Here is a 25,752-nt window from a genome sequence, read left to right on the forward strand (position 1 = left end):
TTGCTGAACTGCGGCAGCCAAGCCTACCTGCCCGCTGCTGATATATTCTTGCTTATGCCTACTTCTGCTTTCTTGGAGCGCACTTTTCGTCGGCGCACTTTCCTGCGCGTAGCCGGGGCTACGGCCGCCTCTACGGCGCTGGTGCTGGCCGGCTGCAACTCCGATGATAATAACCCCACTCCTTCCACGGAAGTCTCGCTTGTTCTGGATGGCAACGACAACGGCTTGCTGAACCTAGCTTATCTGCTGGAGCAGTTAGAAGCCACCTTCTACCAGAAGGTAGTAGACGCGTTTCCCAGTGACTTTACCGCCGAAGACAAAGCCGCTTTCATTGACCTACGCGACCATGAGGTAATTCACCGGGAATACCTCAAATACGTGCTGGGCAGCAACGCTTACGATCAGAAAACAGGAAATCTGACGTTTACACTCACCTCTTTCACCTTTACCACCCGTGCCGGGGTGTATGCTGCCGCCCGCACGCTGGAAGATATTGGCGTGGGTGCTTACAACGGAGCCGCCAAGCTGCTTTCGGAGCCGGCCTATCTGGTAGCCCTGAGCAAACTGGCTTCGGTAGAAGCCCGGCACGCGGCCTTCGTGCGTGAGCAAGCGCAGGCGGGCTCATTTGCCAGCTCCGATGTAGTAGGCTCCACCGGCCTGGATACCGTGAAAACGCCCGCTGAAGTGGCGGCGTTGTTGGCTCCCTATCTGCCGCTCAAGCTGGTCGTTGATAAACTGACGGCCCTTTCCTAAGCCTGTTGCCCCGCTCTACTATGAATTTCCTGGATTTCTTGGGCCAGCTGGCCTCACTAGATACTAATACTGCCGCTGCTGCTCCCCGGCGCTCTGCGTTGGCCCGCCTCGGGCAAGCGGGTACGGCCTTGCTGCCCGCCCTGCTTACCACCCTGCCCGCACCGTCAACTGCCGGTACGAAAGACAATACCCGACTGGACGCCCTGAAAATGCTGCTCCGATTCGAGAACCTGCAGAACACTTTCTATGCCCGGGCATTGGGTACGCAGCCGGGTGGTCCTACCAACCCCACCGCCTTTTTGGGCAGCGCCATCAACGATGTGCGTACCATGCAGCAGCACCAGCAAGCGCATGCGGCTCAGCTGGCCACACTTATCACCAATGCCGGCAGCACGCTGGATGCCGCCCCCAACTACGACTTTACCGGCAGCCGTAACGGAGCCCAGAGTGCCCAATTTGCGGGAGTGTACACTAACCTGGACACTTTCCTGAAAGTAGCCCAGGTGCTGGAAGACGCTAGCGTGCGGGCCTACAAAACCCAGGCAACTTTCCTGCAGTCTGATAACTCGCTGCTGGAAACGGCTATTCGGATGCACTCCACCGAGGCTCGGCACGCAGCCCAGATTCGGACGCTACGGCGGCAGCGGGGCGCTACCGTAAAAAGCTGGGTTAGCACCTCCGATGTAGCCATTACCACGGCCGGCACTACGCCCGATACAGTGTATAGCGGCGAAGCAAACATCTCGCAGTACATCACCATCAATAACCAGGTTACCCGCGTACCCTTCGATTCTACCCTGCCCATTAACGTAGGTACACCGCCGCTGAGCGCCGCTGCCATTCTGGCCAAAGTGGCCGAGGCGTTTGATGAGCCACTGGATACCGCTTCCGCCGAAAGCGTACTGCAGTACTTCACCTATTGATTTGATAACGTTCCGGCCACGGTCGGTTCACGTAGCCCGCTGATCTTTGCCCCCGTTGTTGGCCCTTGGCTTACAATGGGGGCATTTGGCTTGTTACAGCGCTATATTTCTATTCTTCAGCTTGCATTTGAAAAATATAATCTTGTATATTTCAAGAAACTGCAAAAGAACTTCTAACAAGCGTTAGCCTTTTTATTTCGTTTCCGTACAAGTGCCTGCCCACCCTCCCCCGCTCTGTTTACCCACTACCCGTTAACCACAATACCCATGCTTGAGTACGCCAAAACCATTCTGCTCAAAGTAAGCTTTGACCGTATTTTGTTCGAGAAAGAACTGCGCAAAGCCCTCCGGACACTGCTGCCGGCTGAGTTGTCAGAACTGAAAGCCTGGTGTTACCAACAGTTCTCCAAACTGTACCGTCGGGTGCTGAACCGCGTGTTCCGCCAGCCGGTAGTTGCTTAACCCACCCGCACTCTTTTCCACCACCTCCCACACGCTGGAGCCGGGCGCCGCTTGCCATTGAGCAGGCCAGCGCCCGGCTCCGGCGTTTTTGGGCAGTTACATCCGCGGCGTTTCGGTTGGGGGCGCTGCCTCAACAGCTGAAGCCCCAGGCTCCTCGCCCAGCACAAACCGAATATTGCGCTGCAGCCCCGCGTAGCCCGTGCGCTTCACCGCCGACTGCCGGAACAGCTCCGAAAACAGCTCGTGGGTGATTTCCTGCCAGTCGCCGGGCGTAAGGTCCTTGAGGCCGGGATGGGGGTTGAATTGCGGCTCCTGGTGGGGCTTGGCAAAGCGGTTCCAAGGGCACACATCCTGGCAGATGTCGCAGCCGAAAATCCAGTTGCCGAACTGCCCGTTCACTTCCCGCGGAATCTGGTCTTTCAGCTCGATGGTGAAATAGCTGATGCACTTGCTGCCGTCTACTACGTAGGGCTCGGTAATGGCCTGGGTGGGGCAGGCATCCACGCACTTGGTGCAGGTGCCACAGTAGTCTTTAATGGGGCCGTCGTAATCCAGCTCCACATCCACAATCAACTCGGCAATGAAGAAGAAGCTGCCGGTACCGGGCCGAATGAGGTTGGTGTTCTTGCCCACCCAGCCCAGGCCGCTCTTTTTAGCCCAGGCCTTGTCCATCACCGGAGCCGAATCTACGAAGCACCGGCCGCCCACCTCCCCTATCTGCTCCTGCATATCCTGCAGCAGGGTTTTGAGCTTGTCCTTGATGACGAAGTGATAGTCGCGGCCGTAGGCGTATTTGCTGACTTTGAGCGTGTCGTCGGGCTGCTGGGTTTCCTCGGGCGGATAGTAGTTCAGGAGCAGCGAAATGACCGATTTGGCCCCATCCACCAGAAGGCGCGGATCCAGGCGCTTATCGAAATGGTTGGCCATATAGGTCATCTGCCCATTCATGTTGCGGCTGAGCCAGTTTTCCAAGCGCGGGGCTTCTTCTTCCAGAAACCCAGCCTTACTAATGCCGCAGTACATAAAGCCCAGCTCCGCCGCCCGGCGTTTAATAAAAGCAGTGTAGTGGGCGGTGGGCAGCATGATAGTTGAGTAGGCGAACTACAAAAATACGTCATCCTGAGCACAGCGAAGGACCTTACTCCACCTGAACAATATGGTTCAAGCGGGATAAGGTCCTTCGTTGTGTTCAGGATGATGGATTGGGTGCCCGAAACTTAGCTGAACAGCTCGCCCGTAGCCGTATTGCCGCGCAGGTGCTGGGGCATGGGGCGGCCGAGGTGCTGGTAGGCCAACTCAGTAGCCTCACGGCCACGGCTGGTGCGCTTGATGAAGCCTTCCTGGATGAGGAAGGGCTCGTACACTTCCTCGATGGTTTCGGCTTCGTCGCCGCAGGCGGTGGCAATGGTGCTTAGGCCTACCGGGCCACCCTTGAACTTATCAATGATGGTGCTCAGGATGCGCAGGTCCATTTCGTCGAGGCCGTTCTGGTCTACGTCGAGGGCGTTGAGGGCAAACTGGGCGATGTCGCGGGTGATGGTGCCGGTGCCTTTGATCTGGGCGAAGTCGCGGGTGCGGCGCAACAGGTTGTTGGCAATCCGGGGCGTACCGCGCGAGCGGCGGGCAATTTCAAAGGCAGCATCTTCGTAAATGGGCGTACCCAGAATTTCGGCCGAGCGCTGCACAATGGTGGTCAGCAGCTTGGAATCGTAGTACTCCAGCCGGGAGTTGATACCAAAGCGGGCCCGTAGCGGCGAGGTAAGCAGGCCAGAGCGGGTGGTCGCTCCAATAAGCGTAAACGGCGACAGGGAAATCTGCACCGACCGGGCGTTGGGGCCCGAATCAAGCATAATATCGATGCGGTAGTCCTCCATGGCCGAGTATAGGTACTCTTCCACCACGGGGTTCAGGCGGTGAATCTCGTCGATGAACAGGACGTCGTTGGGCTCCAGATTAGTGAGCAGGCCGGCCAGGTCGGAGGGCTTGTCCAGCACCGGGCCGCTGGTCATCTTGATGCCCGATTCCAACTCATTGGCAATGATGTGCGAGAGGGTGGTTTTACCCAGGCCGGGAGGCCCGTGCAGCAGCACGTGGTCCAGGGCCTCGCCGCGGTGCTTAGCAGCGGCCACAAATACCTTCAGGTTTTCGACTACCTTACCCTGACCGGTAAAGTCATCAAAGGAAAGGGGCCGTAACGCCTTATCAATGTCCTTTTCGGTGGCATCCATGTGGTCTTTGCCACCAGTCATATACGGTTCGCGCATAAGCGTAAAAAGTAGTTCAGCGTGTCGAAAGGTAACAGTTCGGCGGCGGGGTTGGTGCCTTTTTTAGCAAAAAATATTCTACTTCAGCTATTTTGCCAATTTTGTTAGCAAAATACGCACTTCATCGAAGTAGACCGGTTGGCAACTGCGTGTAACTTGCACACTCATTCGCCGCACAAGCATGCCTATTTCCACTTCCTGGCTTGATACGCTTCCAGCCGATTTTTATGACCAGCTGGCGCACTGCCTAAGCCTGCACGGCATGGCGGCGGCGGAGCTGCTCAGCCACCCGGGTGCCGCCCAATTGGCTACGCTAGCCAACCTGAGCACGCGCAAAGTACAGCAGCTAAACCAGATACAAACGCACCAGGAGCTTCTGCACACCCTGCGCACTGAGCCGCTGGCGTTGTACCATTTGCTGCTGTTAGGCCGCCTGACGCTGGAAACCTCTTTGGCGGCCCCCGTGCTGGCCTTCGTGCAACAGCAGATGCAGATTGACGCCGCGCAGCTGGATGCCCTCAAAGTGTACTGCCTGGAACTGAGCGGAGCCTTTTTAACTACCCTGGAAGAGCATATAGAAGCTCCAACTGGCACGGCTTCCCTGGGGCTGCACCGCTTGCTACTGGAAGAAGCTTTTGCCGAAATGTTGGCCACCCAGCCCACTTCAGTCCCACCCGCGGCCAATCTGCGCCTGGCTGAGCCGCAACTGCAGATGCTGCGCTTGGCGTTACTGCTGGTGCACAGCCTACCCAATACCGCCGACCATCCGTTTCTGCGGGCCGTGGCACAGCTTCCTAACCTGCAACCAGCCGCGCTGGAACCCCTGATTGAGCACCTAGGCCGGGTGCGGGCTCAGGAACAGCTCACCCTCACCATGCCCGAGCTGGTGCAGCTCTACCAGGGTATGCAGGTGTGCGGGATGGTGTTTGTATCGGATGTGATGAGCCAGATTGGACTGGAAGACGCCTTTCCGGTACTCACCGAAACTGAAGCGGCGGCTACAGAAGCCGCCCCCGTCAGCAACCGGCAGGCCGTAGGCGAAATGGTGAGCGGCTTCACCCACTGGGTGCAGCACACCTTCCCCGATGCCCCCGAAATCCTGCAGGCCCGCCAGGAAATCCTGGCCCTGGCTGATACGCTGGGGTAGGGCAATGGGTGAATGAGAGAATGGGGAATTAAGAAGATGATAAATGTATTCGCTCATTCACCGCTTACCGCGCCAGCAGCACTTCAATTTCCAGGTGCAGCCACTCCTCTTCCCAAGCTTTGTGGGTGAGGCGGGCGGTGATGGGGAAACCGGCATCCAGCATACGGGCCACGGTTTCGTTGTGGCCTTCGGGCAGGTAGCCCAGCCAGAACGCATCGGGGCCGGTGGTGTACACGCGCACGGCCCAGTCGTCGTAGGAGCTGTCGGGTTCCCGTTGCAGGGCCAGGGGCTGGTTGGGCTGTAGCTGCGGCTCGTAGGCGCGCAGCCCGTCGCGGTGCGTGGTACCGGCAACGAGGCATTCAAGCAGTACGAGGGGGCCAGCGGCGGGAGCAGACATAAGCAAAAGAGGTTGGGTTGAGGCCGTAAATTACACGTTGGCGCGGGTTTACGCATCATGCAGCCGTGCAGGTAGCCTCCGGGAACCACGCGCAGCGCCAGCCCGTACTTTTGCGCTACGATGTACAGCAAGAACGAAGTTACTCAACTCCGCCAGGCTTTCTGGACCACTTTCGGGCAATACATGCAGCCCGTACCCTCGGCCGAGGGCGTACCCATCAACTGGATCAACTACAAAACCGGCCTCAAGCACGTGTACTTCCGCATGCAGGCCGACAACCGCCACGCCACCATCGGTATTGAAATTACCCACCCCGATGCTGGCTTGCGGGAGCTGTTCTTTGAGCAGTTCCAGGAGGTGCGCCCGATGCTGGAGGAAGCCACCGGCGAAACCTGGACCTGGGAGGCCAACGCCGAGAATGAGCATGGCCAGCAACTGAGCCGCATTTACCGGGAACTACGCCCGGCCAACCTCTTCAACCGGGAGCAGTGGCCTGAACTGATTTCGTTCTTCAAGCCCCGCATCATGGCCCTGGATGAGTTTTGGAGCAGCGGGCAGTATGCGTTTGATGAGCTGCGGTAAGTAGCAGGGGGCAGCATCTTATATAGGAAGGAGTAAATATCGGCTCAGATTTTGCTATTTGAGCGCCGTTCACTTTTCTCTCCTCCTATTCTCTACACATACCCATGAAAACCCGCATGATTCTGTTGGCGCTGCTGCTAAGCTCCGCCGCTGTTGCTCCCGCCGCTACTACTGCTCCATCCGCAGAACCTACTACTGTAGCTGCTGGTAGTTACATGATGATTATCTCCCGCGTGTCATTGGGTTTTAATGCCCAGGCCAGCATCGTTACGGTGTCGCCCGATGGTAAGGAGCAGGTAAAGGAAATCGACTTCAGCCGCTTCAGCGCCAAGCAGATGGCGGCCAACATGACGGAAGTGCACAAAGCTGCCATGGCCGCTGTAAACCAATACACCGCCGACGGCTGGCGCCTGGTAAATGTATCACCGAGCGACGTAATCAGCGGCGGCAACACTGTTTTCAGCCAGACGATTTACTATCTGGAGAAGAAGTAAGCTGCTGTTCTCGGCAAAAGCACAAACACCCCGCTGCTTACGCAGCGGGGTGTTTGTGCTTTTTTAATCCATTCCCAGGTCATCAGTAAAGCTGTCCGTAAGCCGAATTTCCGGCACTGGTACCCCGCTCCGGTCACTGGTGATGCCAATTACGGCGCGTTGCACTTCGTAGAGCGTAGTAGGCTGCGGCAACAATCGGGTGTAATTCTGGGCTAGCAGCCACTCTGCTAGGTCAGAAACGGCAGTCTGCGCCCAATTGGGCGAAAGTGGAGGTGGCGAGGGTGCTGTTTCGGACGCGTTGTTCCCAAACAGGCGCTGCCACCAGCCAGGCAGGCGAGGTGAAAACGAGGGCTCCGGTAAATCAGGCATTCGTAGATGCAGGCAGGCGGCCAGCGCCGCAGCCCGCGTTGGGCTGGTCCCCAGTAACTCCAGTTCAGTCAGCAGCGTGGATTCGGTAGCAACTGTGGGCAGACAGGCCAGCAGTTGGGCTAGCAGCTGGTAATAGGCCGCGGTACGCTCTGGATTAGCCGGCAAGCCCTTCATCTTGGCTATTACAGCGGCTGCATCAGCTACTGTATATATTGTTTCAGTTACCCGATTAGGAATATCAATCTGGAAATGCTGCTCAAATGCAACAACTAATTCAACTGTATCAAGGCCCATACGTGTAGAGCTAATTGTGTGCTAACTGACCCACCTGCTTAGTAAGCGGACTTTATGCCAACGGTTTTGTCGTTTTCGCAATAGCCACGTTTCGCTGCTACCACACTTGCTGCCACACACCAGCTTGATTACTACAATTGCGGTGAGTCTATTGCGAGAAAACAAAGGAGACTGTATTGCAAAAATATTTTGGGTGCTATATGCTTGCTGCAATTCTTGTATCCACGCCCAACTTTCACCTGGATTGACTTCGGCTTGTTGCAAGCTGTCAATTGAAACAATATGGTAGTTAGGCAGATTATACTCACTCAAAGAAAATTCTGCTGGATATCGAAGTTGTTGATTAATAAAAATTGTATCAGCGGGAGTAAGTAAATAGTCTTTCTCACAGAGCTGACTAATAATTTTTCTAAAATCAGTTGAAGTTCGATTAATTGGAGAAATTGAGCGAATACTGGCATAATCTAAAAGCACTTTCCCTATTTGGAAATGATCGGGAGCTTCAGTGTATCCAGATACTGATTGTGCTAACAACTCTTCTAAGAAACCACGGAGCTTGTCCTCTGCAATCAATGAGCGTGGAACTGCCCAATAAATTTTAGATTTTGCTTTATGCTTTGTTGGCCGATCAAACCTCATATATATTAGCATAAAAGCGCCCACCAGCAATAAAGTGGCACTTAGGAATCGACGAGTGTTAGGTTGCATATCGTATGATACCATCAGTGCCAGTCAAAATTGCAGTACCGGCACTGCCGCGCCTGAGGTGTGCGCGCCAACCGATTACAAGCCCGACATCTATTGAGCAATTGCTCTCCGCCGTTTTCAGCGTATATCCGCTGAGCAGCCCGTTGAATAAACATTTCCTGGCCATCCTGTAATAGCGTCAAAACCCGCGCATCGTTTGTCAGCCAATTCATCCGCAGGTACATTTCTCGCATACGCTCTCGAGAATCTGCATCCCCATTCACCAGAAGCTTTTCGTTGTGCTGCAAGTGCTTTAGCGCCAGATGCTCTGTATCAGTTAGCAGGGAGGAATAGTACTTGATTAAGTATTCGGTTACATCAGCTTCCATAACAATACTGCTATACGAGAACGGCCGCCCTGCCCAGCAGAACGGCCGTTTGAAGATACGCGGGCGGCGGTTTACTTAAACGCCTGGATACCCGTAATATCCGCCCCGGTGATGAGCAGGTGGATGTCGTGGGTGCCTTCGTAGGTGATGACCGACTCCAGGTTCATCATGTGGCGCATGATGGGGTACTCACCGGTGATGCCCATGCCGCCGTGAATCTGGCGGGCTTCGCGGGCAATGTGCAGGGCAATTTCCACCGAGTTGCGCTTGGCCATCGAAATCTGGGCCGAGGTGGCTTTGCCGGCGTTTTTGAGCATACCCAGGCGCCACACCATCAGCTGGGCCTTGGTAATTTCGGTAATCATTTCGGCCAGCTTCTTCTGCTGCAGCTGGAACGAGGCAATGGGCTTGCCGAACTGCTCCCGCTGCAAAGAGTATTTCAAGGCCGACTCGTAGCAGTCGATAGCCACGCCGATGGCACCCCAGGCAATGCCGTAGCGGGCCGAGTCGAGGCAGCCGAGCGGGCCTTTGAGACCTTCCACGTTGGGCAGCAGGTTTTCCTTGGGCACCTTCACGTTGTCGAACACCAACTCGCCGGTGATGCTGGCGCGCAGGCTCCACTTGTTGTGGATTTCGGGGGCGGTGAAGCCTTCCATGCCCTGCTCCACGATAATGCCCCGGATGCGGCCGTTGTCGTCTTTGGCCCACACCACAGCCACCTGGCTCTGGGGCGAGTTGCTGATCCACAGCTTAGCGCCGTTGAGCAGGTAATAATCGCCCATGTCCTTGATGGTGGTGGTCATGCCGCCGGGGTTCGAGCCGTGGTCGGGCTCGGTGAGGCCGAAGCAGCCCAGCCACTCGCCAGAGGCCAGCTTGGGCAGGTACTTGCGGCGCTGCTCCTCGGAGCCGTACTGGTAGATGGGGAACATCACCAGCGAGCCTTGCACCGAGGCAGTGGAGCGCATGCCGGAGTCGCCGCGCTCAATTTCCTGCATGATCAGGCCGTAGCTGATGTAGTCCAGCCCGCCGCCGCCGTACTCGGTGGGGATGGTGGGACCGAAGGCCCCTACCTCGCCAAACTTGCGCACGATTTCCGAAGGGAAGTGCGCCTGCTGGGCCCACTTCTCGATGTTGGGGCTGATTTCGCGCTTCACAAAGTCGCGGATGCTCTGGCGGATGAGCTTGTGCTCCTCGGTGAGCAAGTCGTCGATGTCGTAGTAATCGGTGAAGCCGGCGGCGTTCAGGGAGCCTTTATTGCGCTGCACCTGGGCCTTGGTGGACAGTACGTCGGTTTCTGAAGACATGATAGTTGGTGGGTGGGATGATGCCCAAAGATAGGAATTTCGCTACGCCCGGCAGGCGTACTGCTCAGCCGCCGGGCATCAAAAAACCCTGACCGGCAAAGGGGACCAGTCAGGGTTTTCAGAAGGCGGAGCGGATGGCTCGGGAATGCCAGAAACCGGCTCACACGGCGCTACGCCCACAAAACGACCAGAAGGCAGATTTCCGGCCGGGAAATTCACTGCCGCTTCTTGGCAAAGCGTATGCCGAAAAATAGCGCTTCGCTAATCTATTCGCAAAAAATCCTGACAATGAAGTGGTTTATTATTTCCGATACGAACTGTCATTCCGAGCAGCGCGAGGAATCTTGCCTGCTGACGCTAGAGTGTATCTGTCATGCAGAGGCGGAGCCGAAGCATCTCGCGTGCTGATGGTGCAGTGGTAACAACGTCAGCACGCAAGATTCCTCGTGCTGCTCGGAATGACGTTCTGGTAAATTGCGCGTTATAAACCGCCAACTCAGCTTAAAACTTCACCCCTACCGAAGCCAGAAAGTTGCGGGTGGCCTGGGGATAGTAGTAGTTGAAGGTGAGCTGCTGGCCGGTGGCATCGGGGTAGCCGTAGGTGTAGCCGTTGGCCACGTACTCCCGGTTGAGCAGGTTATTCACCAGCAAGCCCAGCTCCAGCTCCCGCATAAACCGGGGCTGCACGGTGTAACGCAGACGCAGGTCTAGCACCTGGTAGGCAGCAATGGCCTTGTTGGCCGACTCCGTGTTATCCAGATACTGGCGGCTCACGGTTTTGTAGAGCAGGGCCGCGCGCAGGCCCTTCACCGGCATTACCTCCACCGTATGCGCCGATACAGCGCTGGGCGAGTAGGAAATGGTGGTGGTGCGGCCTTCGGAGGCAATTACCGGGTTGTAGTCCTTATCGTAGGTCACGGCGCGGTAGTCCAGAATGCGGTTGCGGCTCAGGGTGAGGGTGCTGCTCAGGCTCAGCCAGGTGAGCGGCTGGTAGGCGCCCGTCAGCTCCACGCCGGCCCGGTAGCTGCGGGGTGCGTTGGTGCGCAGCGGGGTCCCCACGTCGTTGAGCTGGCCGGTATTCACCAGCTGGTTGCGGTAGCGCATGTAGAACCCGTTGATTTCAGCCCGCAGCACTTGGTTGTTCACGGTGCGGTTGAGGCGGTAGCCGCCTTCCAGGTCGTGGAGCTGCTCAGCTTTGGGGCCGGCATCATACAACGGACGGTCCGTGAAGTCGGAGCGCACGGGCTCCCGGTGGGCCACGGCATAGCTGGCATATAGCGTCTGGCCAGCAGAAAGCTGCCAGGTGAGGCCGGCTTTGGGGTTGAAGAAGGTGTAATCGGCCTTGGCCGATACGGGCACCTGCTTGTCCTCAATGCCGCCCAGCTCGTAGTTGATGCGGCGCACCTGCACGTCGGCGTACACGCTCAGCTTTTCCGCAGCCTGCCAGATGGCGCGGGCGTAGGCGTTGTAGTCGGTTTTGGTGGCGTCGTTGAAGTAGGACCGGTGGCGGATGCTGCCCGTGGAGGCGTAGCGCGCCCAGATAACCTCGCCGTAATGGTCGTTGAGGAAGCGGTTCCAGCCCCCGCCCAGCGTAGCCTGCACCTTGCCGTCGGCGGGCTGGTAGTTCAGCGCGAAGATGCCGCCGAAGAAGTAGTTATCCAGCCATTTGCGGTCCACCAAATCGGTGCGCTTGATGGTGGTGGTGTTGGGCGCGGTACCCAGCACCACGTCGGGCAGGTTGTAGTCGGCCAGCTTGCGGTTGGCGCGGAAGCTCTCGTAGTAGCCGAAGCCCCGGGTAAGGTGGGCGGCGGCGGCCATATTCCAGTTACTTCCCAGGCCTTGGGTGAGGTGGAGCTGGTAGTGGTTCTGCTGGTAGTTGTCGGTCTGGTTGTCGTAGGTGTAGTAGGCGTAGCGGCGGCCTTCGCGCAGGGCGCGGGCGGCATCCTCGGGGCTCAGCTCGTAGTTGTCCACGTACTGCTGCAGACCGGCGGCGTTGCGGGTGAGGGCCGGCTCAGGCACCCCGTTCCAGGCTTGGTAGGTTTTCTCCCGGCCCGAGAAGGTGATGAACTTGAGCAGCGTGTTCTTCTGCTGGTAGCCGGCGGCCAGGTAGTACGATTTCAAATCGGAAGCCCCGCGCACCATATAGCCATCGGAGCTGATGCGCGACAGGCGACCATCCACGGTGAAGCGGCCGTTGATAAGGCCGGTACCGAACTGCACGTTGTTTTTCCAGGTGTTATAGGAGCCGTACGTGTTCTGGCTTTCCGCGTAGGCCTGCGGGCGGCTTTCCAGGGTGCTCAGGTTGAGTGAGGCCCCAAAGGCGGCGCTGCCGTTCTGGCTGGTGCCCACGCCCCGCTGCACTTGCAGGCTGCTGGTGCTGGAAGCCAGGTCGGGTAGGTTCACGAAGAACGCGCCGTGGCTTTCGGCGTCGTTCAGCGGCACGCCGTTCACCGTCACGTTGATGCCCTCAATGCCCGTGCCCCGCACCCGGATGCCGGTGTAGCCCACGCCGTTGCCGGCGTCGGAGTTCACCACCACGGAGGGCGTCTGGTCGAGCAGGTAGGGAATATCCTGGCCGAAGTTGCGCTTTTCCAGGTCTTCCTTGCTGAGGTTGGTGTAGGCTGTGGCCGTGCGCTCGTTGGCGCGGGAGGCCGTTACCAGGGCCTCACCGGTAAGCACGCCGCCGGGCTGCAGCTGTAGGCGCAGTTGCTGGGGGCCGGCCTGGCCCTCCAGGCGTTGCACTAGTGGCTCGTAGCCCACAAATGTGATGCGCAACTCGTGCACACCCGCGGCCACGGCCGGCAGGGTAAACGTGCCATCCGTGGAAGCGGCTACGGCTACGCCGTCCAGCAATACGGTGGCATTGGGCAGGGCCACGCCCGTACGGGCATCCAGCACTGCACCCGACACGGGCCCTTGCGCCCATGCCGCTCCGGTAGCGGCCAGCAAGGCTACTCCGGTAAACACTAAACTTTTCACTGGTGAAAAATGGAAAAGGTGGAACGGACCCGGTGCCAGGGGTCGGCACCCTAAGGTTTTTCGTTCGCGGATCGTTTGTTCCCTTCGCCGGCATTACCCGGGCAGGTTCAATGGGTATGATCTCAGCCATCCTGTGCAGGAGGGCACCCCTAAACTATGCCGCAAAGGTAAGCGGGAGTTTGGGTTTTGCGAGGTCTTACCCGTTCATCCTGGCTATTTCGCTCCAAAAAGCCTCCAATGTATCCTCAACTGCCCACCATTTCACCCGGGTACACAAGCCAGCAACAAGCGCACAAATTGCTGCTCAAACGCTACTTTATTTCTTGACAATCAAGTAAATTAGCTAACCTTGGTAGTTGTCCGCATAAAATCTGGCACTACCAAAACAACCCGGCCTGCGCTACCGTTTCTTGCCCAAAGGGCCGGTTCTTTTTTTCGGCTTGCTGTTGCACCTCTGCCCATCCTGCCATGCTCTCTTCCGGTTTACTCTACCTGTTTGTTGCCCTGGTATTCGTTGGCTTGCTACTGGCATTTCCGCGCCGCCGCCAGCGCATTCCCCCCACCCCCGACAGTGACGACGACGGGGGCGAACCGCTGGATGATGGCTTACCTGACTTCGACCTGCCCCCCGGTATTTCCCGCCCCATCAACGACTGGGAGCCGGACTACAACCGCCGCCCAGTGGAGGTGTAGAATTCAGAACTTAGAAGTGAGAATTTAGAACAAAGAAGCTGTTTGAGTTAGCCATAAACGATGTAGAAGCACACTAACAGTTTCACCACTCAAACTGAGAGGGGAGCCCTTCGTTCCGGCAATGCGCCAACAGAACGAAAGGCTCCCCTCTTACTTCTTTGTTCTCATTTCTAAGCACTGGCTTCTCAGTTCTAAATTCTACAAATCCTTGGCCATGCGAATGTAGGGGATGGTGCCGCGGTAGAAGCGGTTGCCCTCGGGCTCCAGACCAAAGGCCCGGTAGAAGTTTTCGTTCACGGCGCGGGCGTCGCACCAGATGCGCTGGGCCCCTTTCTGGCGGGCATCATCCAGCACCTGGCGCAGCAGCTGGGAGCCGATACCCTGGCCCTGGCAATCGGGGCGGGTGGCAAACTTACGGAAGCGGGCCACGCTACCGTCAATGAACAAGGAAATCACCGATACGAGCTTGCCATTGCGGAAGGCCCCGTAGTGGTGGCCTTGCTCGTCCTGGTTCAGTTTTACGTAATCAAGGGATTCCTGGGGCCACAGCACTTCGTGGCGCAGCGGGTAGGTTTCGGCCGCCTTGATGGGGCGGATGGTAATTTCGGAGGTCATGAAGAGGTTACTCAACGGTGATGCTATGCGAGGTAATAAACTGCTGGCCGGGCCGCAGATGCAGAATTCCTTCCTTATCGGCTAGCTCCCGGGAGCCGGTGGTGGCGCTGGCAATGCCGTGCCAGGGCTCGATGCACACGAACGGCACGCCGGGCCCTTTGGTCCAAAGGCCCAGGTACGGAAACCCGTCGAAGCGCACCCGCACCGCGCGGCCCGAGCGGCGGCTGCGCAGCATGAGGTGGGTGAAATCGAAGTGCTTAAACACCAGTGCATCCTGCGCAAACAGCGCGTAGCTGAGCGGCAAGGTAGCTTGCTGCTCCAGCACGGGCGCGGTGTGACCCGTGAGCAGCCCTCCATCCAGCAAATGCCGCTGCAAAGTTACGGGCTGGTCGAACACAAATTCATAGTCCTCGAAGGTTTCCTCGGGCAGCAGCGGGCAGCGGAAGGCCGGGTGGGCCCCAATGCTGAATAGCAGCTCATCGGCGCCAGGGTTTTCAACCTCCCAGCCAATGGTGAGCGTGGGGCCCGCCAGCCGGTAGCTGATGCGTAGGGCAAAGGCAAACGGGTACTGCTGACGCGTGGCCTCGGTGTCGCGCAGCTCAAACGTCAACTCAGTTGGGCTCTGGTGCAGCAGCTGAAACTCCTGGTCGCGGGCGAAACCGTGCTGGGTGAGGCGGAAGTCCTGGCCGCGGTACTGGTAGGTATCCTGCGGGAGGCGGCCCACAATGGGGAACAGCACCGGGGCGTGGCGGTTCCAGTGGGCAGCCTCGGCGGGCCAGATGTATTCCAGGTTTTGCAGGTCTTTGCGCACAAAGCTGTGTAGCTCGGCCCCGTGGGTATTCACGGCTACGCGGCACAGGTCGTTTTCGAGGGTATAGAGCATACGGGTGGGAGTGGCAATCAGCCTCCCCAACGGCAAGCCGGCCCCGAAGGTTAAACCCGCAGGCTGGCCGGGGCCCGCCAATAGCCGGTTTTGCCCAGCAAAGTATCCACGTGAAAGCAGGCCTGCTCCAGCCGCTCGGTGGGGTCGCCGCTGATTTCGGCAAAGTTGGACATCTGCTCCCGCAGCTCGCGCAGGTACAAATCGTAGAAATACTGGCGGTGGTGCGGATGCTCGCGCAGGGGGTCCGGCTCCCAAGGCAAATCCACGTTCATCAGCAATACCAAATCGTACTGCTGCTGCTCAATCTGCTCCAGAATCCACTGCGGACACACGCCAAAAGCATGCTCGGCCCAGATTTTAATTACCAGCAAATCGGTGTCGCAGAACACAATGGGCCGCCCCTGCAGCTGCGCGGCCTGCATGGCGTTCTGCTCGGCCCGGAGCTGGCCGCGGGCAATCCGCTCCAGGTCGGCGAGGGAGTAGCCCGGGCCGTGCTGCTCCAGGTAATAACGCGCGTATTCGGGGGCCCAGGTAGTAGTGTAATGTTCAGCCAGCAAGCGGCTCAGAGTAGTTTTACCCGTCGATTCGGGTCCGGTAAGGGCAACGCGCAGCACGTAAGGGGAGATAATCAGCGGTGAAGAACGAAATATACGGTTTACGCGGCTCCCGACAAGGCGGCCTGCTCTTTCCGTAGCGCCTGCCGCCACTCCCAATAGCCGTACACGGCCAGCCCCAGGTACAGAGCGTAAAGGGCGCTGGTTGGGTACAGGTGCTTGTACCAGAGAATAGGCACGTACATAACGTCCACTACAATCCATAGCCACCAGTTTTCCAGCCGCTTACGCATCAGCAGGTACTGCGCCGCCAGGCTGATGGCTGTGGTAAGAGCATCCCAGTGCGGCAGGGCAGCATCAGTGTAGTGTTGCAGATAGTAGCCGGCACCCAAGGTGTAAAACGCCACGAATAACAGGCACCCCAACCACTCCGCGGGCCGGGTGTGCGACACGGCCAGTTTTGTTTCGTTACGGCCGCCGTACAGCCACTGGTACCAGCCATATACGCTCAGCCCAATAAACCAGACCTGCAGGAACCCATCGGAATATAACCCCGCTTGGTAATACACCAGCACGTACAGCGCGCAGCTGACAATGGCCACCGGAAAATTCCAGAGCGACTCGCGGGCGGCCAGCCACACGCAGGCAAACCCGGTGAGTACGGCTACCCACTCCAACGGACTGCCGCCAGCAGCAGCCTTCCAGAAATCAACTAGTGCTTGCAACACGGAAAAACCTGGTAAAGCCTTATCAACTGCTGCGCAATCTGCGGGCGGGTTTCCGAGGCATGGTCAAAGCTAACGAGTAGCGCGGTAATTTTGCGGAGTCTGCGGCCATTCACCCGCTGATTCCCGCTGCTATGCTCCCGGAAATTACTCCGCTTGCCTTACAAGCCCGCCTCCAGCAAGGCGAGGATATTCAACTTATTGATGTGCGCCAGCCCGAGGAGTTTGCCTATTGCCGCATTGAGGGCAGCCAGCTGATTCCGCTGGGAGAGCTAGCCCGCCACGCTGAGGAAATTGACCCCGACCGGCCCACCGTGCTCATCTGCCACCACGGGGTGCGCTCCATGCAGGCCCTGGCCTACCTCCAACACCGCCACGAGCTTACCAACCTGCTCAACCTGCGCGGCGGCATTCACGCCTGGAGCCTGCAGGCCGACCCCTCGGTGCCTGTGTATTAATTGGTAGCACCCCGCTCTTTCTTTCGCAATTCGCCGTCCATGCAATTTCCTGCCCTTCCTATTCTTGATGCCCTGCCGGAGTTGCTGAGCACTCTGGAAACCAGCTCCACGGCTGTATTGCAGGCTCCGCCGGGCGCGGGCAAAACCACCATTGTGCCGCTGGCTTTGCTGGAAGCCGGCTGGCGCAACGACGGGCGCATTCTGGTGCTGGAGCCCCGGCGGTTGGCGGCCCGGGCGGCGGCTACCCGCATGGCCCAGCTGCTGGGCGAGCCGGTGGGCCAAACGGTGGGCTACCGCATGCGCCTGGAAAGTAAAGTATCGGCGAAAACGCGCATTGAGGTAGTTACGGAGGTGATTCTGACGCGCCAACTGCAGGACGACCCTTCGCTGGAAGGCGTAGCGGCCGTGCTATTCGATGAATTTCACGAGCGGAGCCTGCAGGCCGATCTGGGGCTGGCCCTAGCCCTGGATGCCCAGCAGGTGCTACGGCCCGATTTGCGGCTGCTGGTCATGTCGGCCACGCTGGATGCGGAGCGGCTGGGTGCTTGGCTTGGGGCGCCGGTGGTGCGCAGCCTGGGGCGTATGTACCCGGTAGAAACCTATTACCTGAGCCCGCGCCGGGCCGCCACCGTGTCCAGCCGCCCCCATGAGAAGCTCCAGGACCTCACCCCGGCCATCATCCGCGAGGCCCTGCACACTCATACTTCCGGCGACGTGCTGGTGTTCTTGCCCGGCTTGGCCGACCAGCGCCGCGTGGCCGATAAGCTGGCCGGGTTGCCCGAACATATTGATATTCACGTGCTGCACGGCGAACTACCAGCCGAGCAGCAGGATGCGGCCCTGCGCCCCGCCCCGGCCGGCCGCCGCAAGGTGGTACTGGCCACCAGCATTGCCGAAACCAGCCTCACTATTGAGGGCGTAACCATTGTGGTAGATGGCGGCTATGCCCGGGTGCCCCGCTTTGAGCCCCGTACCGGCCTCACTACCCTCGGTACTGAACCCGTCAGCCAAGCCGCCGCCGACCAGCGCCGGGGCCGAGCCGGTCGCCTCGGCCCCGGCACCTGCTACCGCCTCTGGACTGAAGCCGAATACCAGGCCCTGCCCCACCACCTCGCTCCCGAAATCCTTTCTGCCGACCTCAGCCCCCTGGCGCTGGAACTGGCCTTATGGGGTGCTTATGATGCCACCTCCCTGCGCTGGCTGGATGCGCCCCCGACTCCCGCCCTGGCCCAGGCCCGCGAGCTGCTGGTGCGGCTGCAGGCGCTGCAACCCAGTGGGCAACCCACGGCCCACGGCCGGGCCGTGGCCGGGCTGGGCCTGGCCCCGCGGTTAGCTCACCTGGTAGTACGCGGGCAGGAAATCGGATATGGAACTACGGCTTGTGCCTTGGCAGCCCTACTCACGGAGCGCGACATTCTGCGCCCCGCCGATGGTTCTTTTGGTCCGCCCGATTTGCGGCTGCGCCTGGAAGCGTTGCACACCGGCCGGGCGCCGCTGCCCGGCCTGCAGCCCGATGGGGCCGGGATGCGCCGCGTACGGGAAGCCGCCGCCGTGCTGCGTAACCGGGCCGGGGCGAAGGGCACCATTGAGCCTGATGTGGCCGGCCTGCTGGCCGCCCTAGCCTACCCCGACCGCCTGGCCCAGCGCGAAACTCCGGAGCGGGTGCGCCTCATCAGCGGGCAGCGGGCTACCCTGCCGGCCGAGTTTTTTGGGCAGCAGGACGTGTTTTTTGCTGTGGCGGCGCTAGATGGGCTAGCCGCCCAGCCCCGCGCCAGCCTGGCCGCTCCGCTAAGCCGGCAGGAGCTGGAAACGCACTTTGCTGAGCAGATAGAAACTCAGGACGAAGTGCGCTGGGATGAGGCGGCGGGTCGAGTTACGGCCCGCCGCCTGCGCCGCCTCGGGGCTCTCATTCTATCTGATACGAACCTGCCTAACCCTGAGCCAGCCACCATTACAGCGGTGCTGTTGGGAGCCATCCGGGCAGGAGGCATTGCGCGGCTGCCGTGGAGCGAAGCCGCACAGCAGTTACGGGAGCGGCTGGCGTTTCTGCACCACCACTTTCCCGAAAACTGGCCCGATGTATCCGAAGAAGCGTTGCTGACGGCACTGGAAGACTGGCTGGCTCCTTACCTGAACGGGGTGAAGTCGATGGCGGAACTAGGCCGGGTTGATTTTCAGGAAGCCTTGCTGGGGCGCCTGCCTAACGGCTGGGCCCAGCGCCAGGAGCTGGATCGGCTGGCCCCCGCCTACCTGGAAGTGCCCACCGGCTCCCACATCCGGCTCGATTATTCGGAACCGGCGGCTCCGGTGCTGGCCGTGCGTCTGCAGGAGGTATTTGGGCTGTTGGATACGCCCACGGTAGCCGGCGGCCGGGTACCGCTTACCCTGCACCTGCTCAGCCCTGGCTACCGCCCGGCCCAGGTCACGCGCGACCTGCGCAGCTTCTGGACCAGTAGCTACTTTGAGGTGCGTAAGGAGTTGCGGGGGCGCTACCCTAAGCACTACTGGCCCGAAAATCCGCTGGAAGCCCAGGCCATCCGGGGTACCAAGAAGCAGAACGGGCTGTAGTGCAAGAGCGGGTTTTCAACCCTCCCGGTGCATCCACCCGCTGCTCTACCACATTCATCGAGAACCACTTAAAACTTAACATTAACAATTAGGTAACACAGGCAACAATTCGGTAACATTACTCTATGCAAACATCTACCCTGCTCAAACGGGGGCTGATGCTGCTGCCGAGCCTGATGTTGCTGCTGCTACATAGGGGCGCGGCCCAGCAGCTTACCACCCCGCGCTCTACCACCCTTGCCCGCCAGAACGCCTGGCTAATGCTGTTCAGTGATGCCCGCCTGAGCAAGCGCTGGGGTCTGCACACGGAAGTACAGGTTTTGCGCACCCGCACCTCGGAACTGGGTTTTCAGAACGTGTTTCGGGGCGGGGCCAACTACTATGCTACCAACAGCCTGTTATTTTCGGCGGGCTACGCTTACTCGCAGGCCGTGGCCGAGGACAACGTGCCGGATGCGGCCGGGCCCGAGCACCGCTTGTATCAGCAGGTGCAGTTGCGCGACGCCAAGAGCCGCATTCAGCTGCAGCACCGCTACCGGGTTGAGCAGCGCTGGGTACGGCTGCAGCCCGACCACAGCTTCACTTACCTCAACCGCATGCGTTACCAGTTGCGGCTGGTGATGCCGTTGCTGGGCCGCGAGCTGACCGGCGGTACTCCCTTTCTGGTAGCGGCCGATGAGATTTTTCTGGGTTTTGGGCGGCGCGAGAATGGCCGGGTATTTCAGCAGAACCGCGCGTATCTGGGAGTAGGATATCAATTGAGCAAGGCATCCTCGGTAGAAGTTGGCTACCTCAACCAACTGGTACAGGTGCCGCAGGAAGGCCGCGCCGAGCAAAACGAGAATCTGCAGGTGAGTCTGTGCTTCAACCCCGACTGGCGGCGGGTACTGGCAATTACTAGATAAATTTTCTACTGGAATTCTGGTATTTAGTGGCCGGAAAGAGTGCTTTTGTGGCCCAACAGTGGAGGCTGGCACCATCATTGGCTGAGCGGAAATGTGTATCACTTTTCCCTAATCAGCGTGCTATGAAACACTCTTTTACTGCCCTTGCCCTACTGGGCGCTTCTCTTGGCCTCGCTCACTCAGCTGCCGCCCAGGACACCACCTCCAAATGGAGCTTTTACTTCGAAGCCGGCCCCAAAATCAGCGACTTCCGCACTAACTCGTCAGGGGGCAGCTATTTCCCTACCTCGGGGCGCTCATCGGCGGAGGAAGACCGGCGGGTTTCCCTACGCAACACGTTTTCGGGCTTTATGAATGTGATGGGCTTCCGGGCCTTATCGGAACACTTGATGCTTTCGGGTACAGTGGGGCTGGATATGCAGCACCTGAACTACCGCACGGGCTATACCCAAACCGGCAGCAACGGCGTTGTTACGGCCTACGGCAACCAACACGTAAGCCGCCTATTGAGCCGGGCCCGCGCCGATTTCGGCCTGCATTACACCGCACGCCTGGGCCAGTCGGGCCGGCTAATGCCGGGTGTATCGGTGGGACAGATGGTGAACCTGAGTAAAGACGGCTACAGCTACACGTTCATTCAGCCCGGCCTGTACTTCACCACCGACCGGCTGCTGCTGGGGGCTACTGTTTCCACTACTCCCTACAATGTGCTTATTCCGGGTGCTTCTCACTTTGAGGGCGACCTGAATGGGCCTTACACCTACGATGCTGAGTACAATATCCGGGAGTTTCAGCTAAGCGTAGGGGCTAAGTTTTAACCCCGTGTACCTGCGCAAAAAAGCCGGCTGCCCGTAACGGGCAGCCGGCTTTTTTATGAGCTGTGCGAATTGCGCCGGGCGTTATTCGCCGGCGGGGTAGTCGGCGGAGTCGCCGAGGTCGGCTACCTGAGCCAGCTCATCTACCAGTTGCGTGAACTTCTCGCGGGCCCCTTTCACGGCGGCTTTGCCCAGGGGCAGGTGCAGGGGCGGATTTTCTTGGCGTACCACGTCGAACATGATTTTGGCGGCGCGCTGCGGGTCGCCAGGCTGGCGGCCGCTGTAACCCTGAATGCCTTTCAGGTTCTCGCCCACAGTGCTGCGGTAGTCCTCAATTTTGGTATCCACGTAAGTAGCCGAGCTACCGGCCCATTCGGTGCGGAAGCCGCTGGGCTCAATGTTGGTTACCTTGATGCCGAGGGGCGCTACTTGCTGGCTCAGGCTTTCGCCAATGGCTTCCAGGGCAAACTTGCTGGCGTTGTACACGCCCACGCCGGGGAAGGTTTTGAGGCCGCCAATGCTGGTGATGTTGAGCACGTGGCCGCTGCGCCGCTCGCGCAGGTGAGGCAGCACAGCCCGCAGCACCCGCAGAGGCCCGAACACATTCACATCAAACTGGCGCTGCACCTCAGCGTCGTCAATTTCCTCGATGCTACCCAGGGAGCCGTAGCCAGCGTTGTTCACCACCACATCCAGGTGGCCGAAAAACTGAATGGCATCCTGCACGGCCTGCTGCACCTGCTGCTCATTCACCACATCACACACGAAGCCGCGGGCCCGGTTGCGGTCTTTTTTGCTGAACTCCTTCGCCTGCTCGGGCTTGCGGAAGGTGGCCGCTACGGAGTCACCTTGTTGCAGGCAGTATTCAGCTAGTTCTTTACCAAAACCGGTGCTGACACCGGTAATAAACCAGGTTTTGGGAGTGGCCATACGTATTTGAAAAGAAAGGAGGGGAAACAAAAACTGCTTCAGAAGCCGGGCTCCTGAAGCAGCAGTACACGTTTGTTACAGCTACGTGCTGGTACTAACCAGCCGCGGCCGGTTTTGTTCGGTAGGGTTAGCGGCCTTGTTTGCTGAAGTGCAGCTGCAGTACTGTGGAGAGCTTTTCCTTGGTGAGCGGCTTGCTTACCATACCCGCTACTGGGAAGTGCTCCAGCCGGCCCAAGTCAACGGAGGGCATGCTCACGGCCAGAATTACGATGATAGTGGACGCCTGTACCGACGCGGGCAACGCTTGGAAAGCCTCCAGAAAATCCATGCCGTTGAGCACGGGCATGGCCATGTCCAGCAGTATCAGCAGTGGCTTTTCGTGGGTGGCGTCGGCGCTGTTTTCTTTGAGCAGACGGAGAGCTTCCTCTCCGTTCCCAGCCGTCAGGTACTTATCCGTCAGGCGCATTTCGTAGAGGGTGGATTCGTTCAGAAAGTTAGTGGACGGGTCGTCGTCAACCAACAGAACGGCGGAGAGCTGGGGCATAACCAGAACAGTATAGAGAGAATACAAACTTACGCCAGAATACGGATAATCACGCAAACTACTGAGCTGCTCCAAACAGCGTCAACAGCTCCGAAATAGTATTGGAAGTCAATGGTTTATGCAAAAAACCAGCTCCTAAATCCCGGGCACGGCGCTGATCAGCAGGCAATTCTGACGAAGATACCACCACCACGCGGGTGTGCTCCTGTTGCTCGACGGGCAGGTGTTGGTACTCTTCCAGAAACTCGAACCCATCCATCACGGGCATGTTCAGGTCCAGCAATACCAGCGTGCACCCCGGTGCGGCGGGCTGCAGAGCACGGAGGGCCTCTTCGCCGTTGGTGGCCAGCACCAACTGCACCTGCTGGGCATAAGGCCGTAATAGGCGCTGCCCCAGGTAACGGGCGGCCTCATCATCATCCACCAACAGAATGGTGAGCGGCACGTCCTCCGGTGAGGTACAGGCAGTAATATTGAAATTCATAGGGTAGGCCCTTACGGCTCACTGAATAGTTGGTTGTGGTAGGATGGCCCGGAAGGTGGAGCCCACGCCTTGTTGGCTCTCCACGGAAAGTTGCCCGCCGGCCTTTTCAACCACCTGCTTGGCCAAATACAGCCCAATGCCGGAACCTTCCACGTGGTCGTGCAGGCGCTGAAACATGCCGAACACGCGCTGCTGCTGCTCAGGCGTCAGGCCCAGGCCGTTGTCCTGCACCTCCAGCACAGCCATACCGGGCTCGGGCAGCGTGCACCGCACCTGCACCAGGGGCACCCGCTCGGGGGAGCGGTACTTAAGTGCGTTGCTGATCAGGTTGTAGAGCAGGCTGCGCAGGTGCTTTTCGGCAAATAGCAGCTCCGGGCAACTGTCGGCGGCTACCTGCACCTGCCCGTTGGTAACAGCCAGTAGTGGCGCCAGGTCGCGGCACACATCGGCCACCAGCTCCGCTACGGCCACTGAGGAGGCCGGCAAGTCCTGCACCTGCTGCCAGCGGCTCACATCGGTGAGGTATTTGATAGTGCGCTGAAACCGTTGCACCGAGTCCTGCATCAGGCGCAATACCGTTTCGGTGTCGGCCTCGGTGGCTGGCAAGGCCAGCTCGTGCCGTAGCGCCTGCAGCAATCCATCAATGTTGGTGATGGGCGCTTTCAAGTCGTGTGAGGCCATGTACACGAAAGTGTCCAGGTCGGCATTGGCTCGGATAAGCTGAGTATTGGTTTTCTGCAGCTCGTCGGCCAGCAGCTGGGTTTGCACCTGGCTGTCTTCCAGCACCAAGCGGGCCTGTACCTGCTGAGTTACATCGTAGGCAAACACCAGCACGCCATTAACCAGCCCCTCGGCACTACGGCGGGCCTGGTAGGTGAAGGTAAAATAGGCTGTTTCAAGTAGGTTGCCGGGTTGCCGGGCAAGGCGCAGCTCCATTTCGCGGGCCACGTAGGTTTCACCGGTGGCATACACTTGCCGCAACAGCTCGGGCACGGGCGTATCGAGCAGCTCGGGCAGGGCTTCCAGCAACGGCCGATTGAGCAGCTCCCGCCCCGGAAACAGCTGCTGGTAAGCCGGATTAACCAGTTGATACACCATATCGGGCCCAGCCAGAATGGCAATGGGCGCCGGGGCATCCAAGAACAGTCCGTCCAACAATTGTTGCTGCACCTGCTGCAGCTGCCGCGACTGTACCTGCTCCGTAACCTCGGTACCGATTACGATTACGCCCGTTACCTCTTGCTGAAGGCTGCGCAAGGGCTGTAGTACAAAGTTGATGTAGGCCTGCGCCGGTTGCCCGGTATGGCTGCGGTTGAAGATAACTGGGGTTTCATTCAGCAAGTGTGGCTTCCCGCTCCGCATTACCTCGTCCAGGATTTCCTCAAACCCCTGGCCGGCCGTTTCGGCCACGGCCTCAAAGTAGGGTCGGCCCAATGTGTCGGCCGGCCAGCGGCCCCAAATGGTACCAATAGCCGCGTTGGCCTGCTCCACAATGAACTCGGGCCCGCGCATGATGGCAATGGCTACCGGGGCCTGCTCGAAGATGCGCTGCAAATCTGCCTGCTGTTTTTCCCGCTCCTGCTCCGCTGCCTGCATGCCTTCTTCTACGCGTTTTGCCAGCTGCTCATTCTGCCACTCAATCTGCTGGCGGGCCTGCACCTGCGGCGTTACGTCGTAGGCAAACACGTAGATGCCGTCAACCTGGCCCTGCTGGTTACGGCGGGCTTGGTAAATGAAGTTGTAATAGTACTGCTCCGGCTTAGCCTGCCCAGGGCCTTCAGCACGCAGTTGCACCGGCATTTCGTGCGCTGTGTAGGTTTCCCCAGTCTGATACACTTGGTTGAGCAGCGCCATAACCGGGTGGCCCTGTATCCCTGGCACGGCCACTTCAATGGGTAACCCCAGCAGCGGGCGGTTGCCCAGCGACGCCGCGTAGTTGGAATTGACAAACTGAAAAACGTGCTCAGGGCCGCTGAGGACGCAAATCATGGACGGCGCCTGCTCCAGCAAGTGGTACAGCTGCTCCCGCTGCCGGTTTGCCTCGGCATACGCCGCCGATTCGCGGGCTTCGCTCTGGCGCTGGGCGGTTTGGGCGGCGGCCAGCTCCGGGCTATCGGCCGGCAGGCAGCTTAGCAGCAGCCCACCCCCTACCCGGCGCACTATCAGGCGAAACGGTAGACTACCGCTTGGCAAATTCAGCATAAATAGCTGCTGCTGGCGTTGGCTCTGCTCGTGCGCCTCCTGCAACAACACCAGTAAATATCGGGCGGGAGCAGCCACCGGCCACTGGCTGAGCAACTGGCCCGGCTCAGCCAGTGGCCCCAGTAGTTTGCGGGCGGTTTGGTTGCTGTAAGCCACGGCAAAATCAGGCGCGGCATCCGGCACCAGGTAGAGTACGCCCGCCACCGTTTCTTCCAGCAACACCGATAGAAAATCGGGGGGTAAACCAGGGGGTATCGACGCGGACTGGGCAGACATACACGAAGGAGTCGTCGGCAACGGGCCGACTTAAGGTGCAAGTTCTCACATTCGCC

The 25,752-nt window shown here is 59.1% G+C and carries 27 protein-coding genes; 11 read left to right on the top strand and 16 right to left on the bottom strand.

The window, feature by feature from the left end:
- Window positions 1-54: 54 nt before the first annotated feature.
- From LF252_RS13225 to LF252_RS13235, 3 genes are all read left to right on the top strand, one after another.
- Window positions 55-753 carry a ferritin-like domain-containing protein gene (locus LF252_RS13225; protein ID WP_226270065.1) on the top strand — a complete coding sequence of 233 codons (699 nt, stop codon included), beginning with the start codon at window positions 55-57 and terminating at the stop codon, window positions 751-753.
- A 20-nt stretch (window positions 754-773) separates the two neighbouring features.
- Entirely contained in the window at window positions 774-1,676 is a 903-nt protein-coding gene (locus LF252_RS13230) for a ferritin-like domain-containing protein (RefSeq protein ID WP_226270066.1), read from the top strand.
- Window positions 1,677-1,943: 267 nt separating this feature from the next.
- Window positions 1,944-2,138 carry a hypothetical protein gene (locus LF252_RS13235; RefSeq protein ID WP_226270067.1) on the top strand — a complete coding sequence of 65 codons (195 nt, stop codon included), beginning with the start codon at window positions 1,944-1,946 and terminating at the stop codon, window positions 2,136-2,138.
- Window positions 2,139-2,234: 96 nt separating this feature from the next.
- Here the strand turns inward: LF252_RS13235 and queG are convergent, their stop codons facing one another.
- Together queG and ruvB are read right to left on the bottom strand one after the other, a co-directional pair.
- Window positions 2,235-3,221, bottom strand: coding sequence for a tRNA epoxyqueuosine(34) reductase QueG (gene queG / locus LF252_RS13240; protein WP_226270068.1), 987 nt, complete (start codon window positions 3,219-3,221; stop codon window positions 2,235-2,237).
- Window positions 3,222-3,355: 134 nt separating this feature from the next.
- A complete protein-coding gene (gene ruvB, locus LF252_RS13245; protein WP_226270069.1) occupies window positions 3,356-4,402 on the bottom strand; it encodes a Holliday junction branch migration DNA helicase RuvB in 1,047 nt (348 codons plus the stop codon).
- Window positions 4,403-4,583: 181 nt separating this feature from the next.
- Here ruvB and LF252_RS13250 point away from each other — a divergent pair, with 181 nt between their 5' ends.
- Entirely contained in the window at window positions 4,584-5,549 is a 966-nt protein-coding gene (locus tag LF252_RS13250) for a hypothetical protein (protein WP_226270070.1), read from the top strand.
- 64 nt (window positions 5,550-5,613) lie between these two features.
- On the opposite strand, the gene LF252_RS13255 is transcribed toward LF252_RS13250, so the two are convergent.
- Entirely contained in the window at window positions 5,614-5,946 is a 333-nt protein-coding gene (locus tag LF252_RS13255) for an HIRAN domain-containing protein (RefSeq protein WP_226270071.1), read from the bottom strand.
- Between the two features lie 120 nt (window positions 5,947-6,066).
- On the opposite strand from LF252_RS13255, the gene LF252_RS13260 reads away from it, so the two are divergent.
- Complete coding sequence (locus LF252_RS13260) at window positions 6,067-6,528, top strand: DUF4268 domain-containing protein (RefSeq protein WP_226270072.1); 462 nt, start codon at window positions 6,067-6,069, stop codon at window positions 6,526-6,528.
- 104 nt (window positions 6,529-6,632) lie between these two features.
- Complete coding sequence (locus LF252_RS13265) at window positions 6,633-7,022, top strand: DUF4177 domain-containing protein (protein WP_226270073.1); 390 nt, start codon at window positions 6,633-6,635, stop codon at window positions 7,020-7,022.
- A gap of 63 nt (window positions 7,023-7,085) precedes the next feature.
- Here LF252_RS13265 and LF252_RS13270 read toward each other — a convergent pair whose 3' ends face one another.
- The 5 genes from LF252_RS13270 to LF252_RS13290 form a co-directional block, all read right to left on the bottom strand.
- Window positions 7,086-7,685 (bottom strand): acyl carrier protein, encoded by a 600-nt coding sequence (locus LF252_RS13270; RefSeq protein ID WP_226270074.1) that lies wholly within the window; start codon window positions 7,683-7,685, stop codon window positions 7,086-7,088.
- Between the two features lie 21 nt (window positions 7,686-7,706).
- Window positions 7,707-8,393 carry a hypothetical protein gene (locus tag LF252_RS13275; RefSeq protein ID WP_226270075.1) on the bottom strand — a complete coding sequence of 229 codons (687 nt, stop codon included), beginning with the start codon at window positions 8,391-8,393 and terminating at the stop codon, window positions 7,707-7,709.
- Between the two features lie 14 nt (window positions 8,394-8,407).
- Window positions 8,408-8,761: a hypothetical protein gene (locus tag LF252_RS13280; protein WP_226270076.1), complete on the bottom strand. Its 354-nt coding sequence runs from the start codon at window positions 8,759-8,761 to the stop codon at window positions 8,408-8,410.
- Between the two features lie 71 nt (window positions 8,762-8,832).
- Complete coding sequence (locus LF252_RS13285) at window positions 8,833-10,065, bottom strand: acyl-CoA dehydrogenase family protein (protein ID WP_226270077.1); 1,233 nt, start codon at window positions 10,063-10,065, stop codon at window positions 8,833-8,835.
- Between the two features lie 501 nt (window positions 10,066-10,566).
- Complete coding sequence (locus tag LF252_RS13290; RefSeq protein ID WP_226270078.1) at window positions 10,567-13,044, bottom strand: TonB-dependent receptor; 2,478 nt, start codon at window positions 13,042-13,044, stop codon at window positions 10,567-10,569.
- Between the two features lie 468 nt (window positions 13,045-13,512).
- On the opposite strand from LF252_RS13290, the gene LF252_RS13295 reads away from it, so the two are divergent.
- Window positions 13,513-13,737 (top strand): hypothetical protein, encoded by a 225-nt coding sequence (locus tag LF252_RS13295; protein WP_226270079.1) that lies wholly within the window; start codon window positions 13,513-13,515, stop codon window positions 13,735-13,737.
- Window positions 13,738-13,935: 198 nt separating this feature from the next.
- On the opposite strand, the gene LF252_RS13300 is transcribed toward LF252_RS13295, so the two are convergent.
- Genes LF252_RS13300 through pnuC form a run of 4 tightly spaced genes read right to left on the bottom strand, consistent with a single transcriptional unit; the run spans window position 13,936 to window position 16,517 of the window.
- The gene (locus LF252_RS13300) at window positions 13,936-14,352 is read right to left on the bottom strand and encodes a GNAT family N-acetyltransferase (protein WP_226270080.1); all 417 of its coding nucleotides are present in this window, start codon (window positions 14,350-14,352) and stop codon (window positions 13,936-13,938) included.
- A gap of 7 nt (window positions 14,353-14,359) precedes the next feature.
- Window positions 14,360-15,235, bottom strand: coding sequence for an aldose 1-epimerase family protein (locus LF252_RS13305; RefSeq protein ID WP_226270081.1), 876 nt, complete (start codon window positions 15,233-15,235; stop codon window positions 14,360-14,362).
- 50 nt (window positions 15,236-15,285) lie between these two features.
- Window positions 15,286-15,849: an AAA family ATPase gene (locus LF252_RS13310; RefSeq protein WP_226270082.1), complete on the bottom strand. Its 564-nt coding sequence runs from the start codon at window positions 15,847-15,849 to the stop codon at window positions 15,286-15,288.
- 41 nt (window positions 15,850-15,890) lie between these two features.
- A complete protein-coding gene (gene pnuC / locus LF252_RS13315; protein WP_226270083.1) occupies window positions 15,891-16,517 on the bottom strand; it encodes a nicotinamide riboside transporter PnuC in 627 nt (208 codons plus the stop codon).
- 131 nt (window positions 16,518-16,648) lie between these two features.
- On the opposite strand from pnuC, the gene LF252_RS13320 reads away from it, so the two are divergent.
- The 4 genes from LF252_RS13320 (at window position 16,649) to LF252_RS13335 (ending at window position 21,263) form a co-directional block, all read left to right on the top strand.
- Window positions 16,649-16,972: a rhodanese-like domain-containing protein gene (locus LF252_RS13320; protein WP_226270084.1), complete on the top strand. Its 324-nt coding sequence runs from the start codon at window positions 16,649-16,651 to the stop codon at window positions 16,970-16,972.
- A 39-nt stretch (window positions 16,973-17,011) separates the two neighbouring features.
- Window positions 17,012-19,540 carry an ATP-dependent helicase HrpB gene (gene hrpB, locus LF252_RS13325; protein ID WP_226270085.1) on the top strand — a complete coding sequence of 843 codons (2,529 nt, stop codon included), beginning with the start codon at window positions 17,012-17,014 and terminating at the stop codon, window positions 19,538-19,540.
- 125 nt (window positions 19,541-19,665) lie between these two features.
- Window positions 19,666-20,445 carry a DUF2490 domain-containing protein gene (locus tag LF252_RS13330; protein WP_226270086.1) on the top strand — a complete coding sequence of 260 codons (780 nt, stop codon included), beginning with the start codon at window positions 19,666-19,668 and terminating at the stop codon, window positions 20,443-20,445.
- Between the two features lie 122 nt (window positions 20,446-20,567).
- On the top strand, window positions 20,568-21,263 hold the full coding sequence (locus LF252_RS13335; RefSeq protein ID WP_226270087.1) for a hypothetical protein: 696 nt from the start codon (window positions 20,568-20,570) through the stop codon (window positions 21,261-21,263).
- Between the two features lie 81 nt (window positions 21,264-21,344).
- On the opposite strand, the gene LF252_RS13340 is transcribed toward LF252_RS13335, so the two are convergent.
- The 4 genes from LF252_RS13340 to LF252_RS13355 all read right to left on the bottom strand — a co-directional run bounded on the left by LF252_RS13340 (window position 21,345) and on the right by LF252_RS13355 (window position 25,696).
- A complete protein-coding gene (locus LF252_RS13340) occupies window positions 21,345-22,190 on the bottom strand; it encodes an oxidoreductase (RefSeq protein WP_226270088.1) in 846 nt (281 codons plus the stop codon).
- A gap of 127 nt (window positions 22,191-22,317) precedes the next feature.
- A complete protein-coding gene (locus tag LF252_RS13345; protein WP_226270089.1) occupies window positions 22,318-22,734 on the bottom strand; it encodes a response regulator in 417 nt (138 codons plus the stop codon).
- Window positions 22,735-22,792: 58 nt separating this feature from the next.
- Window positions 22,793-23,218: a response regulator gene (locus LF252_RS13350; RefSeq protein ID WP_226270090.1), complete on the bottom strand. Its 426-nt coding sequence runs from the start codon at window positions 23,216-23,218 to the stop codon at window positions 22,793-22,795.
- 18 nt (window positions 23,219-23,236) lie between these two features.
- Window positions 23,237-25,696, bottom strand: coding sequence for a PAS domain-containing sensor histidine kinase (locus tag LF252_RS13355; protein WP_226270091.1), 2,460 nt, complete (start codon window positions 25,694-25,696; stop codon window positions 23,237-23,239).
- Window positions 25,697-25,752 lie beyond the last annotated feature (56 nt).

Source organism: Hymenobacter pini (assembly GCF_020421205.1).
GTDB lineage: Bacteria > Bacteroidota > Bacteroidia > Cytophagales > Hymenobacteraceae > Hymenobacter > Hymenobacter pini.